This window comes from Clostridium tagluense (assembly GCF_003865095.1).
Taxonomy (GTDB): Bacteria; Bacillota; Clostridia; order Clostridiales; family Clostridiaceae; genus Clostridium_AD; species Clostridium_AD tagluense.
The window spans coordinates 22,941-38,773 of sequence record NZ_BHYK01000005.1; the positions used below are offsets into that span (position 1 = coordinate 22,941).

The 15,833-nt window shown below is 30.2% G+C and carries 13 protein-coding genes; 7 read left to right on the forward strand and 6 right to left on the reverse strand.

What is annotated here, in order from left to right; translation table 11 throughout:
• The first annotated feature begins 15 nt into the window (after positions 1 to 15).
• Positions 16 to 1,146, forward strand: coding sequence for a D-alanyl-D-alanine carboxypeptidase family protein (locus Ctaglu_RS05655; protein WP_124998927.1), 1,131 nt, complete (start codon positions 16 to 18; stop codon positions 1,144 to 1,146).
• Positions 1,147 to 1,375: 229 nt separating this feature from the next.
• Here the strand turns inward: Ctaglu_RS05655 and Ctaglu_RS05660 are convergent, their stop codons facing one another.
• Positions 1,376 to 2,977, reverse strand: coding sequence for a recombinase family protein (locus Ctaglu_RS05660; protein WP_124998929.1), 1,602 nt, complete (start codon positions 2,975 to 2,977; stop codon positions 1,376 to 1,378).
• Between the two features lie 229 nt (positions 2,978 to 3,206).
• Between Ctaglu_RS05660 and Ctaglu_RS25020 the strand changes: the two genes are divergently transcribed.
• A complete protein-coding gene (locus Ctaglu_RS25020; protein ID WP_185732597.1) occupies positions 3,207 to 3,371 on the forward strand; it encodes a hypothetical protein in 165 nt (54 codons plus the stop codon).
• A 172-nt stretch (positions 3,372 to 3,543) separates the two neighbouring features.
• Entirely contained in the window at positions 3,544 to 5,880 is a 2,337-nt protein-coding gene (locus Ctaglu_RS05665; RefSeq protein WP_124998931.1) for an ATP-dependent Clp protease ATP-binding subunit, read from the forward strand.
• Between the two features lie 72 nt (positions 5,881 to 5,952).
• On the opposite strand, the gene Ctaglu_RS05670 is transcribed toward Ctaglu_RS05665, so the two are convergent.
• On the reverse strand, positions 5,953 to 6,612 hold the full coding sequence (locus Ctaglu_RS05670) for a phosphatase PAP2 family protein (RefSeq protein WP_124998933.1): 660 nt from the start codon (positions 6,610 to 6,612) through the stop codon (positions 5,953 to 5,955).
• 158 nt (positions 6,613 to 6,770) lie between these two features.
• On the opposite strand from Ctaglu_RS05670, the gene Ctaglu_RS05675 reads away from it, so the two are divergent.
• Together Ctaglu_RS05675 and Ctaglu_RS05680 are read left to right on the forward strand one after the other, a co-directional pair.
• Complete coding sequence (locus tag Ctaglu_RS05675) at positions 6,771 to 7,730, forward strand: sulfide/dihydroorotate dehydrogenase-like FAD/NAD-binding protein (protein ID WP_226170961.1); 960 nt, start codon at positions 6,771 to 6,773, stop codon at positions 7,728 to 7,730.
• On the forward strand, positions 7,727 to 9,004 hold the full coding sequence (locus tag Ctaglu_RS05680; RefSeq protein ID WP_124998937.1) for an FAD-dependent oxidoreductase: 1,278 nt from the start codon (positions 7,727 to 7,729) through the stop codon (positions 9,002 to 9,004). Before Ctaglu_RS05675 ends, Ctaglu_RS05680 begins: the two co-directional genes overlap by 4 nt.
• Positions 9,005 to 9,095: 91 nt before the next feature.
• On the opposite strand, the gene Ctaglu_RS05685 is transcribed toward Ctaglu_RS05680, so the two are convergent.
• Positions 9,096 to 9,860, reverse strand: a complete 765-nt coding sequence (locus Ctaglu_RS05685) for a YkgJ family cysteine cluster protein (RefSeq protein WP_124998940.1) — start codon at positions 9,858 to 9,860, stop codon at positions 9,096 to 9,098.
• 210 nt (positions 9,861 to 10,070) lie between these two features.
• Between Ctaglu_RS05685 and Ctaglu_RS05690 the strand changes: the two genes are divergently transcribed.
• Positions 10,071 to 10,493, forward strand: coding sequence for a putative ABC transporter permease (locus tag Ctaglu_RS05690; protein WP_124998942.1), 423 nt, complete (start codon positions 10,071 to 10,073; stop codon positions 10,491 to 10,493).
• 81 nt (positions 10,494 to 10,574) lie between these two features.
• Here the strand turns inward: Ctaglu_RS05690 and Ctaglu_RS05695 are convergent, their stop codons facing one another.
• The 3 genes from Ctaglu_RS05695 to Ctaglu_RS05705 all read right to left on the reverse strand — a co-directional run bounded on the left by Ctaglu_RS05695 (position 10,575) and on the right by Ctaglu_RS05705 (position 14,954).
• Entirely contained in the window at positions 10,575 to 11,021 is a 447-nt protein-coding gene (locus Ctaglu_RS05695; RefSeq protein WP_124998944.1) for a MarR family winged helix-turn-helix transcriptional regulator, read from the reverse strand.
• A gap of 183 nt (positions 11,022 to 11,204) precedes the next feature.
• On the reverse strand, positions 11,205 to 11,750 hold the full coding sequence (locus tag Ctaglu_RS05700) for a glutathione peroxidase (RefSeq protein WP_124998946.1): 546 nt from the start codon (positions 11,748 to 11,750) through the stop codon (positions 11,205 to 11,207).
• Positions 11,751 to 12,002: 252 nt separating this feature from the next.
• Positions 12,003 to 14,954, reverse strand: coding sequence for a glycoside hydrolase family protein (locus tag Ctaglu_RS05705; RefSeq protein ID WP_124998948.1), 2,952 nt, complete (start codon positions 14,952 to 14,954; stop codon positions 12,003 to 12,005).
• Positions 14,955 to 15,237: 283 nt separating this feature from the next.
• Here Ctaglu_RS05705 and Ctaglu_RS05710 point away from each other — a divergent pair, with 283 nt between their 5' ends.
• Entirely contained in the window at positions 15,238 to 15,729 is a 492-nt protein-coding gene (locus Ctaglu_RS05710; protein ID WP_124998950.1) for a ferritin family protein, read from the forward strand.
• Positions 15,730 to 15,833 lie beyond the last annotated feature (104 nt).

The window sequence follows — 15,833 nt, forward strand, 5'->3', positions numbered from 1 at the left end:
AAAAGAGGTGAAATCATGAAGAAAAATAATAAAATATTTTTATCACTTATTTTAAGTATATTTTTTTTATTCACGTCACTAATTCAAAATGTTTATGCTGAAGATATATATGTTAACGCTATAAGTTCTATAGCATTAGATTGTGATTCTAAACTTGTTTTATATGAAAAAAATGCATACACTCCAATTGAAATTGCAAGCACTACAAAAATAATAACTTGCCTTGTAGCAATTAAATGTGGGGATTTAAACAAAAAAATAGTTGTATCAGAAAAGGCGGCATCTATACGTGGTTCAGAAATAGGGTTAAAGGTTGGGGAAGAAATAACCTTAAAAGAGTTATTATATGGACTTATGTTAAGATCTGGAAATGATGCAGCAATCGCCATTGCAGAAGGAGTAAGTGGAAGTGTTGATGAATTTCTAAAACTAATGAACGAGTATGCACTAGAAATTGGATTGCTAAATAGTAACTTTGAATCTCCTCATGGCTTAGATAGTAGTAATCATTATTCTACAGCCTATGATTTAGCGATGGTTACTGCAAAGGCAAAAGAAATAAAACTATTTAATGATATAGTAAGTTCTAAAGATATTGATGCTAAAGAATACGGTTTTAATAGAAGTTACCATAATATAAATAAAATTCTATATCTTTTACCAAATGCCACAGGAGTAAAGACCGGTTTTACCGGAAAGGCAGGTAAATGTTTAGTTACTTCTGTTAAAATTCAAAATAGAGAGGTTATTATAATTACTTTGAATTGTACCCCTAGATGGAAAGAAACTGAAAAAATAAGTAAATATATAGAGAAAAATTATGAATATAAGAAAGTGATTAGTAAAGATGATACTTTGGAATCTCTTAATATAAAAAATGGTGCATCTAGTGTTCAAATAGCAAGTAAGGGAGATATTATAATTCCAGTAAAGAAGGATGAAAATATTGAGATTAAAATAAAAAAGCCACTATATGAGATAATTGCTCCAGTACAGCTAGGCGAAAAACTCGGTAGGGTAGATATATATTCAAATAATAAACTTTTGTTTACGCAGGCTCTAGTAGCTAAAAATTCTGTGGCAAAGAAAAATGTTTTTAGACAAAAATTAGATGAAATTGTGAATTTCATTATCCCTAGTAAATAAAAGAGTCCATAAGACTCTTTTATTTATTAGGGATAAGTTCACAAGGGGGTGACTAGGTATTCATCTAGCATTTCTAATTATTATTATTTAACTTGTCACAATTTTTACATTTATAAATATTTTAATAGTATAGTGCTTAGGAGGTTATATTTATGAGTTATGAACCCTATGATTGTATTGATGTAGGAAGTGAATTTTGTCCTAACTACACTAAACTGCGATAATGAGATTACATTTTTAAAGACATTAGATTTATTTTAATGATACCTTTAGTACCATCCCAATATATTGATTGTACAATACTATTGATTAATAGATGCTTTTCATTAAAATCTAAGACATCTACTAGAAAAGAAAAGTTACTTAAGGAATATAAAAATTTATTTGCATCCCACTCATTGTTTTTATATTTATATGAAGTAGCTTTTAAGCTTTCATATTTATCATTTAATTTTTCTATCTCATCTCCTAATTTCAAAATTTGCGGTCTTATATATTTTGATATTTCATTGTCTAGTGATAATTGGCTTATTAGAATATCCATTTGGGATTGTTTTGTTTTTATTTGTCCTGGTAAATTACTTATTTCACAATGCATAAAATTATTTTTGGTCATATCAGATTTAATTTTATTTAACTCTTCAAGCAGAACACTTCTGTCTAGTGTGACATTTTTCAAATTTTCTATAACTATTGATTCGAGTTCATCTACGCGGATATTAGGATTGTTACACCTAAGGCCTCTTGAATAATCTTTAGTACTGCAAACATAGTATTGAATTTTTTTATTGGAATGTGCACTAATGTGTCCATGTTTAACAATCATACTTTTACCGCATTTAGAACATTTTAAAGTTCCGGTAAGTAATGCAGCAGAGGAAGTTCCAAGGCGTGGTGCTTTATTTTTATTTTCATCTAAAATTTCTTGAATTAAAAGCCAAACAGACGGATCAATAATTCCTTCATGTGTAGAAACAGCAGCTACCCATTCATTTATATCTCGCTTAATCTTAGTTCCTTTACTTTTGTTATAAATTAGAATCCCATGCTTATTATCAAATTTTCCCATTACATTCATTCCAATAAATTCAAGATGTTTCATAACAGCTTCATTTGCTCTAACATAGAGGGGATTTCTTAATATAAGTTGAATTCTTTTCTTATTAAAGTCAGCCCCATTTTTTGTTTTTATGTTTTTTTGAAAAACACAGATAAAAACTTGGCTAATAGATTTATAATGTAAATATTTATCGTATATGAAGGCTACAACATCTAGTTCTTCTTTTATAGGTGATAATGTATGCATAGTTTTTTCTTTGAACTGGGAATCTAAATAGGTGATTTTTTTACTTTCATAGCCTAAAGGTGTTTGACCTCCTAACCACCTTCCATTTTTAGCCATTTCCAACATATTGTCACGAACCCGCTCACCGATAGTTTCACGTTCCAGCTGTGCAAAAACAGAGGCAATATACATCATTGCACGTCCCATAGGAGTTGAGGTATCGAATTGTTCATTAACGCTTATAAAACTTATATGCAGACTATCTAATTCATTTATAAGGGTAGAAAAATCGGATATATTTCTACTGATTCTATCTAGTCTATAACAGATAATAACATTAAATTTTTTTTCTCTTGCATCACTTAGCATTTTTTGAAACTGAGGTCTTTTAATATTTTTTCCTGAAAAGCCTTCATCTTCGTATATTATAAATTTTTCAATCCCTAAATGAGTACCTTCATGCGTGCATAGTTCAATTTGGTTAATTATTGATTCACCTTTTGTTGTAATCTTTGATTTTCTGGAGTATATAGCGGCAATTTTCAATTTACTTACTCCTTAATAATTGATTTAAAGTTTGTTAAAAGGTAAAATGAATATAATAAGTGAAATTCTCTAATTACTATAATAGCTTTACAAAATAAAGATATGTATTTTAAAAAAATAATATGCTTAGGTTATCTATATAAGTAAATATATTTAGCTATATATACCTTTGTAACACTCTTGATAAAACTGCATACTATAATATAATAGTGTATTTGGGGGAATATAAATGAAGGTTAAATCTACTATTCTTTTAGAATTAAATAAGGGCGAAACAGAACTTTTGAATGGATTATATACAAGGACTGCTTTAAAAATATTAGCGCCTGAGCTTTCATTACAAGAAATAAACGAATTAATAGATGATTTAACCAAAAGTAACACTAGTATTTAAAAGGTAATATGGTTAAAAGTGTAGAATAAATAGAAAAGAGCGAGTTAAATACTAATGAGTAGTGTTATTTATTAATAAAAAACAAACAATCCTGAATATACTAAACAAATTCTATTAAAGAATGATATACTATTATAATATTAATACAAGATGAAATATGGAGATGATTTATATGAAGTTATGTGATGTATGTAAAAAAAATATAGCAATGATATTAACATCAAAAATTGAAAGCGGAAAAACTGAAACTGTAGCTTTATGTATAGAATGCGCTAAAAAGAGGGGAGTTCCAGTTATGGATCAATTGATGCAACAAGCTGGGATATCTTCAGAGGATATTCAAAACTTAAATCAGCAAATGGGTAATATCTTTAAAGATATGAATTTAGAAGATATGAATTTAGAAGATATGAACCTTGAGGATATGAAGCTTGAAGATATGAGCAATGAGAATGGTGACGGTAAAAAACTTATTGGTAATATTTTTAATGGCTTATTTTCACCTAAAGATGAAAATAAAGATTTCATAGATGAGGAAATTGAAACTTCACCAAAGAGTGTGAATGCACCAGAAGATAAGTCAAAAAAGAATCCCTTTAAAAAGAAGCGAAAGCACTTAGAGACATATGGGATAAACCTAACAAACAAAGCAAATCAAAAGGGTGTAGACAAGGTTGTTGGGAGGAATAAAGAAATTGATCGCGTAGTTCAGATTTTAAATAGAAGAACCAAAAACAATCCCATATTAATTGGGGAAGCAGGTGTTGGTAAGACAGCTATTGCAGAGGGTTTAGCTGTGAGAATTTCAGAAAAACAAGTTCCAGAGAAATTGTTTAATGCCGAAGTTTATTTGCTTGACCTCACTGCGGTTGTTGCAGGTACACAATTTAGAGGACAATTTGAAAGTCGCATGAAGTCAATTATTGAAGAAGCTAAGGAAAGTGGAAATATAATATTGGTTATTGACGAGGTGCACAATATTATGGGCGCTGGTGAAGTTCAGGGTGGGTCAATGAATGCAGCAAATATTTTAAAACCAGCTTTAGCCAAAGGTGAAATACAAGTTATTGGAGTTACTACTCTCGAGGAATATAGAAAATATATAGAGAAAGACGCAGCTCTTGAGAGAAGATTCCAGCCAGTCCTAGTTGAAGAACCAAGCATAGAAGAGACAATAGAAATTTTAAAGGGAATAAGAGGCTATTATGAAGAATATCATAAAGTTAAAATATCTGATGAAATTATTGAGGAAGTTGTAAACTTATCTGAAAGATATATAACGGACAGGTTTCTTCCAGATAAAGCTATAGATGTTATTGATGAAGCTGGTTCTAGGGCTAATTTGAAAAATATTGGACTTATTGAACTTTCAGGATTAAAGCAGCAATCAGAAAAAGTGCAAAATGAAAAGGATGATGCAGAAGCTACTGGAAACTTTGAAAAAGCTGCAGAATATAGGATGAAACTATGTAAAATAAAAGAGAATATTGTTGAAATTAAGAAAAAATGCAGTGAGGTCAAAATTACGCAGGAGGATATTGCTTTTGTAATTGAATCATGGACTAGAATTCCAATTCAAAAGATTACAGAGAAAGAAGCGAAAAAGCTATTGGACTTAGAAAACAGACTACATAAACGAGTTATAGGCCAAAATGAGGCGATTGCTAGTTTATCTAGAGCAATTAGGCGGAATCGTTCAGGATTTAGAAAGAAGAAAAAGCCTTCCTCTTTTATTTTTGTTGGACCAACAGGGGTTGGAAAAACAGAGCTAGTTAAAGCACTAGCCTCTGAACTCTTTGGAAGCGAGGATGCATTAATTCGTATAGATATGTCTGAATACATGGAAAAACATACTGTTTCAAAGTTGATTGGTGCACCACCAGGGTATGTAGGCTATGAGCAAGCTGGCCAATTAACTGAAAAAGTCAGAAGAAAGCCTTATAGCGTGATTCTTTTAGATGAAATTGAGAAAGCTCATCCGGATGTATTTAATATGCTATTACAAATTCTTGAGGATGGAAGATTAACAGATAGTCAGGGAAGAACTGTTTTCTTTGATAACACTGTAATAATAATGACATCCAATGCAGGTACTCAGTTTAAAGCAGGTAGTATGGGGTTTGTTCAGGATAATTATGATATTTTAGAAGCCCGTGTGAAGGATGCTTTAAAAGAAACCTTTAGACCGGAATTTTTAAATAGAGTAGATGAAACTATTGTATTTACTCCTCTTAAAAAAGAAGAACTTCGCAAAATAGTAGATTTAATGATTATGGAAGTTGTGGAAGAGGTAAAAGAAAAGAAAATTACCGTGGACGTAACAGACGCAGTAAAGGACTTTGTATTAGAAAAAGGATACGATGACAAATATGGAGCAAGACCACTGAGACGAACTATTCAAAAGTATATCGAGGATGAGATTGCAGAGCAGTATCTCCAAAATGAATTTAGTGAAGGGTCAAATATATCCATAGAATTAAAAGAAGGTAAAATTGTTATAAGCCTTTAGTATAGTTAAATTATGTTAATGTACCGAGTAATGTGTAAAAGCTGCTGAAAATTATTCAGCAGCTTTTGCACGTTATTGTTTAATATCTTTTTCTAATAAATTATAAGATTTTTTGGAATTGTAGATTTTGTAATATTCCTCTACATAAGTAATCCCTGTGAAAAATACTTCACATAAAAAAATTGCGAAAAATATATCCATTATCACGTGTTGTTTAATAAACTGAGTAGATATTATAATAAGAAATCCTACCACATTAACTGGAAATTTAATTCGTTTATTAGCGTTTGTAAGATTAATCCCTTTAACTGCTAGGTATGTAGTAATTACATGTATGCTTGGAAAGCAATTATAAGGCATATCAGAGCTATAAGTAAATAAAATTAATTTTGAGAATATATCCTCTCCAGTGACAATAGGCCTTGCTACAGTGGTTTGAAAAAAATAAAAAGTTATAAAAGCAACAACATAACATAGGATTAAGGTAAGCATAATTTTATAATAAACTTTTCTGTTTTTAAAGCACAAATAAACAAAACAAAAGGCTAAGAAAAACCATAAAGTCATATAAGGTATTATGAAGACTTTTATAAGTGGTAAAAATCTATCTAAATCAGTAGTTAGGTCATAAACTCCTCTTTGGGTATTATTTAGCGTCCAATAAAACAAATTAGAAAAAGGGATAGAACCAATAAGTAACAGTGGTAATAAATTTTTAAAAAGTTTCTTCAAGTAATCAGTCCTCTCTTCAAAGACTATTTTAACGGAAAATTACAATATTTTCAATGATTTTCGTGAAATTTTTTATGGATATTGTGACATTATTATAAAAAAATAAAAAAATGTGTTGAAAAGAGGGTATAAAATGCACAAGAGATCATCGCAGTTTGGTGTTTCGAGCATGTCCTTGCCGTCTGGCAGAAACAGGAGACTGTATATTATGTTCGCAGCTAGCAGGTAAAAATTTCTGTGATTGTTGTAATTGGAATGGAGTATGCATATATCAAGACTATGCTTCAAACAATTACAAAGCTAAAGAAAGCAGGAAATATTATCATTGCAAAATAGTAGAGAAAAATAAATTTGAAGATAATGTTGTTATATTTACTCTTGAGGTAAGTGATAAATTGGTAAGCGAATTGGTTCATGCGGGGAGTTATGTTTTTGCTCGCCGCCCGGATACAGATACGAGGTTTGATACTCCGATATCAATAATGGATACTGATACGAGAAATAATACGATAACTATTGCTATAGAATTAAAAGGAACAAAAACCAAGGACTTAGATATATTAAAAGAAGGAGAAGAGATGCTAGTAAAAGCACCATTTTGGAATGGTATTTTAGGTGTGAAAAACATAAATAATATTAAAAATAGTAAATGTTTAATTGTAGCAAGAGGTATAGGGCAGGCCCCTATGATACCTCCGCTTAAACATTTGCATGGAAATAATAATGAAATTACCGTTATAATTGATAATGCCCCCTATAAAAATAGCTTTGTTAATGAATATATGGAAAAATATGCTTCAAAAGTTATACTGGTAAGTACTATATGCCGTGGAAAGATTACAGAGGAATTTAATAATATATTGAAGGATTTAATTAGTAATAATGATATCAAATTAGTGCATTGTGATGCTGCGGATGTTTTAAATTATGAATTGATGAAGGTCGTAGAAGGTATAGATGAAAATATTAAATATTCATGTTGTAATAATGCAAAGATGTGCTGTGGAGAAGGCATATGTGGTTGCTGTACAAGAAAAAATAATGACCGTAAACTAAGAAGGCTCTGCAAAATGCAGACAGAACCTAAATACGTATTAGAGGGGAGGAGAATATTTTGAAGGTTATTGTAATTGGTGGTGGGTGGTCTGGTTGTAGTGCGGCAATAGCAGCAAAAAAAGCGGGCGCTACGGTTGTATTATACGAAAAAACAGATATGCTTTTAGGACTTGGTAATGTAGGTGGTATAATGAGAAATAATGGAAGGTATACCGCGTCAGAAGAAATGATAGCGCTAGGGGCAGGAGATTTAATACATTTGACTGATGGAAATAGTAGACATAAAAATATTGACTTTCCTGGACATAAACATGCCTGGCTTTATGATGTAAACAAGATTGAGCCAGCAGTTCTAAAATATTTAAAAGCTATGGATATAGAAATAAACTTGATAACAAGAATAGTAGATGTTGAAAAAGAAGGAAATAGAATAAAAGGAATATATTTATCAGATGGAGAATATGTGCAGGCTGATGTATTTATAGAAACTACAGGTTCAACAGGGCCAATGGGTAACTGTTTAAAATATGGAAATGGATGCTCAATGTGCATTTTAAGATGTCCAGCTTTTGGGCCAAGGGTAAGCATAAGCTACAGAGCAGGCATTGAAGACCTAAAGGGTGAGAGAGAAGAAGATGTATATGGAGCTATTAGTGGTTCTTGCAAACTAGCCAAAGATTCATTAGCGGAGGATGTTATTAAACAACTGGATGAAACCGGATTAGTTATTTTAAAAGTTCCAGAAGAAGATATTAATTTGGATAAACTTAAACTAAAGGTATGTCAGCAGTATGCACTTAAAGAGTTTGCAGAAAATATAATTCTTTTAGATACAGGTCATGCAAAATTAATGACTTCGTATTATCCATTGGAAAAGTTAAGAAAAATTAAAGGACTTGAAAACGCAAAATATATAGATCCATATGCAGGGGGAAAGGGAAACTCCATAAGGTATCTATCCGTAGCTCCAAGAACAAACAGTATGAAGGTTGTAGGCCTGGATAATTTGTTTTGTGCAGGTGAGAAGGCTGGATTATTTGTAGGTCATACAGAAGCCATTATAACTGGTGCTTTAGCTGGACATAATGCAATAAGGAATTATTTGGGCATGCCACTACTTATATTACCAAGAGCCCTAGCCGTTGGAGATATAATTGCCTATGCAAATGAAAAAATAAATTCTAAAGAAGGAAGAACAAATAGATATACTTTTGCAGGAGCGGAGTATTTTAATAGAATGGTGGAAATGGGGCTTTATACTTTGGATATAGATAAGATAAAGGGAAAAGTAGAAAAATTAAATTTAACTAATATATTTAGTGAAAAACTTATATAGATAAAGATTTGGAAAGGTCAGCTTAAGGTGGAGCGGACCTTTTCACTTTTCTAAACATTTATAATTGCTAGGTATTTTAAAATTATTAAGCCTAAACAAACCAAGATAATATATGTTTGTATTGAAAATCATCACCATAGGTTAGCTTGTTAAGTTTTATTATGGAATCTTTTACTTTAGTTAGGTAAGTTGAATAATACTGATCAGTTTTATTTAAAGTGTTTTCGCAAAGGGTTGGCTCATTAAAAACTAAATATTTTCTGCATATAAAAGGCCTTACAGAATAGATTGTACAATTGCTATTGCTGTCTAAAAAGGCACAAGGAATATTAGCGTTTGCATATAATTTATAATTTTCATCCAAAAATCTACCGTTAGTATGCACAAGGCGTGATAAAGTTTCTTTGTTTTGGTTGATTTTATAATTAAATTCAGCCATCATATCTTTAGAATAATGCTCACTCATGTAAACTTTTATTAATTCATTTTCAAGTTGACTTGATAATATTGGTAAAAAACAGCAATGGTTACAGCCTTGCTTGCAAGAAGTAACTTTCTCTATAGGCTTTAATGCATTATCAAGTTTTTCGTAAAGGCGCCTGAGTTTCCGCGAGGCCTCCTCTGGAGATAATCCAGAAATTATTGAATCAATTCTAGATTCAATAAATCCATTTATTTTTTGTACTGCTATGATAATTTCAGTTTGATCATAAATGATTTGCCTTCCAGTGTCAGGTAACAATATTGCTTCATAAGTATGATTTTTTTTCATACAACAATCAGAAAAATTCAATCCACTTCCGCATATACATAATTGATTTTTGGGAATTATTGATACACTAGCATTAAATTTCATTTTAATCCGCCCCTTGTTTAATTACGTTTGAATAAATACCTATATATGATTTGTGGTTTTTCATTATATTACAATAAATATGTTGATTCTAAAAGTAATGGTAAATTTATTATAGTATCATCTACTGCAAATGTAAAAATATATTTTTATTTTTAAGCTAATAAATAAAGTTAGCAGTATATTTTATAAAGTAATACAAACAATAGATTTATGTGGAAAAGATTTATTATATACGGACTTTTAGGTCTCTGCGCAGAGGTTTTGTGGAATGGTTTGGGCGCAATGCTTAGGGGTGATGTTTTACTTAGGGGCACTACCTGTATTTGGATGTTTCCTATATATGGGCTTGCTGTATTTCTTGAACCGGTGCATTATAGGATAAAACATCTTCCGCTTATAGCTCGGGGAGGTATATACATGGTTCTTATATTTGCAGTAGAATTACTTTGCGGACTACTGCTTAAATCTGTTTTAGGTGTGTGTCCTTGGAACTATGAAAATAAAACATTATCAATAGGTGGAATAATTACATTGGGTTATGCACCAGTATGGATTGTGGTTGGGATTATATTTGAAAAAATCCATGATGCTATAATATGCATTGAAAGCAGTATCAATTGTAATTCTAAATGAAAAGTGGGAAGAAAGTTATGAATGTAAAAAAATATACAATGTGCTTAATGTAATAAATACATTAAGCACACCGTATATTTTTTATTTGCTATTATAGCTAGGAGTTAAGCTTAGCAATAGTGAAGTGATATTTTCCTTCAAAAGTTCTGCACTTTGAAGAGTAAGTCCTGTAGAGCAAAGGATTCTATTTGGTATTTCAATGGCCATTTCTTTTAATTCAATACCCTTTTGGGTTAACTTAACAAATACTTTTCTTTCATCTACGGTATCTCGAGTTCTATTTACTAGCTCCATACATTCTAATTTTTTTAATAGTGGAGTCAAGGTGCCAGAATCAAGATGTAATTTTTTTCCCATCTCTTTTACTGTTATATTATCTTTCTCCCATAATACTAAAAGAGAAATATATTGAGTATAGGTTATACCCAGTTTATCTAGGGCGGGCTTATACAATTTTGTTATTTCACGGGAACAAGCATATAGAGCAAAGCATAATTGGTTATCTAATTTAAGTGGTTCATAGTTCATTTTAATCACTTCCTTTATAGTTTATTAAATCATCATCTTAGACGCTGTAATATTAATGACACGCACTTATAGAAATGTCATTAAAATAAAAAAAGGTATGAACATAAAACATATATTATAGCTTGAAAATATGTTCTACGTCCACACTAGTAAAATTAATGAGATGGATAAATTTAATGGGTTTTATAGAAGCTTTTTAATGTTACCTTCAATTTCCATTGGTTCTATAGGAGATTCAAATCTTTCTACAACATTACCACTTTTGTCTATCAAAAATTTAGTGAAATTCCATTTAACTGAATCACCTAATAGAAAATCAGGAAATTTTTCTTGTAAAAATGAATGTAACATTTTACCGCTTGGGTTATTCATATCAAAGCCTCCAAAGGCTACTTGCTGTGTCAAATACTTAAATATTGGGTGTGCATCATTACCTCTAACTTCAACTTTTTCAGAAAGTGGGAAAGTTACTCCAAAATTAATTTCACAAAAGTTTTTTACCTCATCATTGTTTGAAGGTTCTTGGTCTGCAAACTGGTTAGAAGGAAAACCTAGTATCTCAAAGCCTTTAGCATTATATTTCTCATATAGTTTTTGTAAATCTTTATATTGAGGTGTAAAACCACATTTACTTGCAGTATTTACAATTAATAATACTTTGCCTTTGAATTTATCTAAGGCTGCATCCTCTCCATCGATAGTTTTAAATTTAAAGTCATAAATATTCATAATTTAATAATCCTCCTTTATATGTTTTTTCTTATATAGCAATATATTAGTTTGCATCAATTTAAATATGTAAAATTAAATTGCATGCAACTAGTTTATGACCTTAATATATCATGTTAATCATAAACTGTCAAGGACTTCTTTTGTGAAATAAGAGATTTAATTTTTGTATAAAAAAATATACGGATTATCATAAGGCATGCTTATAATAATCCGTATATTATTGAAAATAAATAAATACTTATATTGTACTTAAAAGGTGGGCTTTTGAACATTAATTTTATTTATCATAAAGCCTGATACATAATCAAATTCACGCCACTTTTGAATTAATGTTTTATCACCTAAGAAGGTTGATTCAATTGGCGCATTGTTATCCACGAGAAGGCTAGAACTTGAGTTGAATAAAAATACTCCATCAGCACCAGCTTTATATACTTCATAAGCTCGTAGCAAATACTGTTGGACATCCAAATAAACTTTATTATTTACGTATAGACCTTGTTTTACTAATTCTTCTTCTTGCTTTGTTATATCATGCCCACTAACATCTGCAGAAATACCAATATATAATTGTACATTGGTGTTTTTAACCATGTCTACATAAGGTTTAATGTTGAAATATTCCTCGCGACTAATGCTTGAGGGTATTAATCTATTAAGCAAACCTTCTTTAATCCAAGTATTAATATCATAACCATATTTAATGGGGTCATTATAAGGTATTCTTATGTTAATGGTTTTGTCTTTTGGTAGGTCTTTTCTTAAATCTCGTAAAAAATCATTCATAATACGTATCTTTTCCTCATTTGAACGATTTTCACCGAAGAGTGTAGGATACCTACAAAAATCCAATGTTATGCCTCCCACATTATTAAAAGATGCTGCTTCCATTAGTACATTTTTTATGTAAGCTCTGACTTCTGGATAGTAATAGTCTAAGTAAAAGCTTCCAGGTTGAGTAAAATTATAAAATTTATTATACATAGCACCATTTAAAAATCCGTAAATTAATGGACTATAAAATGTATCCATTCTAAGTGAAGCATTAACCTTCAATCCTTTTTCCCTGCCTCTATCAGCAATGATTTCTAAAGGGGATTTACCAGAACTTAAGATGTTTAATATTTGATTTTTTGCTAACCTATCACCATCTCTAAGTTGGTCATCATATATTTCTAAACCTTCAAAAGCGTTGCCAGCATATTTACTATTATAATTTAACATGCCAGTAGTTCCTAAACACCAATTTAATTCTCCAACATTTTTTCCAGTAAAAATATCTACCGTTTTACTTTTAAGAGTTTCAATATCAGGGTATGACCCATCAAAAAAACCAGAATATCCATCAAAATCATATAGAGCTGTTTTTTTATTATCCGATTGTTTTTCATATATTGAGATCTGTTCCTTAGTTAAACCTACTAATTTAATATAAGCAATCCTTGCTCTTTGAGATGGGTTTGGAGAAATTTTAATTGAGCTATTATTAAAATTTGATATTATTGTAGATTTCTCATTAATAAACTGATCACCGTATAACTCCTTAGATTCAAGAGAAATATCACCCTTTATTTGAAGTGTGGAAGAGCCATCTGTTTGACTTATTTTAAAGCTTTCAGTACCTGTAACATATCCAACATAAACCCTAAACCAGCCATTTAGTTTTACTGGCATATTTATGGGAAGAGCATTTTCTACATTTTCAAGTATTGTTCCATTTTCATTTGAGTCATAATCTTTGTAAGTCTCTAGTCCCCAACCTGAGTGAGGAGCGTCATTTTGATCGTTTGCCAACATCTTATCTATTTTATTATATAAGTATACTTTTCCTGGCTGGGAACTTACAGTTTGACCTGGCTCTAAGTTAATTGTCTTAACATTAAGGGTAACAACTTTTGATATTTCCTCAATTTTCTTGTCAACTGCAATAACTGTAAGTACAAGCTTCATTTCGCCAGATTGGGTTATATTACTAAGGACAAAACTGATATTTTTATTGTCTAGTGTCTTTGTATTTTCTGCTACAATTTTATCATTTTTGTATAAGGCACATTTAACTACATAATGTTTTTCCTTTATAAGCTTTTCATCCTCAATAGTCATAGCTATGGAAGCATTTACAGTTTGATTATTTTCATCAGCTGTTACAGTACAATCTTTTATTGATAGGGATTTCGTTATAGCAAAATTTTCAATATAGATTTGATTTATACCAGTAAGTGCATCAGTCATATCATTATATAAAACAACCATATCAGAAAGACCAGTACTTGCTAATTGTGGGTCATTGAAGCTGGCTATTTTAGTTCCATCTAATAATATGGAAATATTGTTATTTCCATTATTTTTGATAGACCATCTATGAATATTATTATCTTTTGGTAAATATGCATCAACGGTTTGAAAAGAACCATCTCCTGATGCTTTATTCATTAAGTTTATTTTTATTTTGTTATCTGAGTCTTTGCTATTAAGGCTTAAGCGGTACCTTTTATTATTAGCAATTATATCTATTGCAAAGCCTCTCCAGTTTGCATTTTTACTTGGAGTTTGCAAATCAGTCATTTTAGCGTCGAATTCTATATTAAAAGGCCCAGCGCCTATTTCTACATCTTTACTTATTTTTGAAATTGAATTTTGAGAGTTATTATAAAACAAATATTGTTCATATGGAACATGAGTATAATAGTTATTATGATCACTAGTATCGCCTATAAAGTTGCTTTGTGTATTTTCAGAATTTCTACTCCAACCACTATCTAAAAGGTTAATGCAATTGTCATTAAAAATAACCTTAAGGTTTTCATTGTTTTCTACAAGCAGATTATTATTGGTTTTAAAATTCATTTGAAGCGGCTTGGAAAGTTTCATATCATCTTTTGAATAAATGTCTGCAGCAATTTTCAAGGTATATGATTCTCCAAGTGCATATCCTTTTACTGGTGGTTTAATTAAAATAGATTTCAGATCTTTTCCTAGTTCTAATTTTGTATTTATTAATTTCCCAACACTATCTATTACGGTAATAGATTTCTGTGTTGCATCATCATATTTAAGTTCTTTATTAAATTGAATATTCCAGACTTTATTTGCACTAACTACTTGATCATTATTTGGTTCAAATGCATATGAAGTATGTGCAGATAATAATAAAATACAAAATGACAATAAAATAAATGCTTTTTTCAATAGTTTTTTCATCTCTTGTAATACCCCCTAGTATACTTTCTTTTACGTTCTCAATTATTTTAACACAATTGTTATAATTTTATAACAAGATTGGGAAAATTTAATTTTATCTATATTTATTAAAAGGCGCATAATGGTTTGCCTACGTTAAAGTGAAAAAACATAATTGTTGTATTATTTTTCAAAATATGCTAACATAATAAATAAATATTAATTATTAATAAATAACTAATATTTATTTATTAATGTAACATCAAAGATGATAATTTAATAATATATTTAGGAGGAGATATTAGTGAATAATCAAGAACTTATGATTGTAAAACAAGCTATTATAAACGAGATAGAAGGGTATGAATTTTATAATATGGCAGCGAATAATTCTAGTTCCGCTGAGGTGAAAAACGCTTTTTTGGAACTTGCGCAGGAAGAGATGCAACATGTAGTCTGGTTAAAAGATCTATTTAATAAGGTTAAAGATGATAATGTGGTGGATTTTCAATTGGCATTAATTCCAGAACCAGCTTCTCCAGCAATTTTTAAATGGGAGAACCTTGATAGAAAGGATGCTGGCATTGCAGTATCTGCTTTTGGTATTGGAATACAAATGGAAAAAGCATCAATAGAATACTATACAAAGGCTGCTAAAGAGACGGGAATTAAAAAGGCAAAGGAACTATTTAATATTTTAATTAAATGGGAAAAAATCCATTTGGATAAATTTTCATTGCAGTATGAAGAGCTAAAAGAAGAATGGTGGTCAGAGCAGGGTTATGCACCATTTTAACTATATTTCAGAAGATGATTTAATTATAGGAATAAGGTATCTATGTTATAATCATAGATGCCTCATTTTTTTATAAGAAATTATAAAATTGTTTTATTAAATCA

Excerpts from the sequence above, each read along its gene's own strand:
- Ctaglu_RS05655 (WP_124998927.1), top strand. The coding sequence starts at position 16 with ATGAAGAAAAATAATAAAATATTTTTATCACTTATTTTAAGTATATTT.
- Ctaglu_RS05685 (WP_124998940.1), bottom strand. The coding sequence starts at position 9,860 with ATGAAATTTAATGCTAGTGTATCAATAATTCCCAAAAATCAATTATGT.
- Ctaglu_RS25020 (WP_185732597.1), top strand. The coding sequence starts at position 3,207 with ATGAAGGTTAAATCTACTATTCTTTTAGAATTAAATAAGGGCGAAACA.
- Ctaglu_RS05705 (WP_124998948.1), bottom strand. The coding sequence starts at position 14,954 with ATGAAAAAACTATTGAAAAAAGCATTTATTTTATTGTCATTTTGTATT.
- Ctaglu_RS05700 (WP_124998946.1), bottom strand. The coding sequence starts at position 11,750 with ATGAATATTTATGACTTTAAATTTAAAACTATCGATGGAGAGGATGCA.
- Ctaglu_RS05695 (WP_124998944.1), bottom strand. The coding sequence starts at position 11,021 with ATGAACTATGAACCACTTAAATTAGATAACCAATTATGCTTTGCTCTA.
- Ctaglu_RS05665 (WP_124998931.1), top strand. The coding sequence starts at position 3,544 with ATGAAGTTATGTGATGTATGTAAAAAAAATATAGCAATGATATTAACA.
- Ctaglu_RS05690 (WP_124998942.1), top strand. The coding sequence starts at position 10,071 with ATGTGGAAAAGATTTATTATATACGGACTTTTAGGTCTCTGCGCAGAG.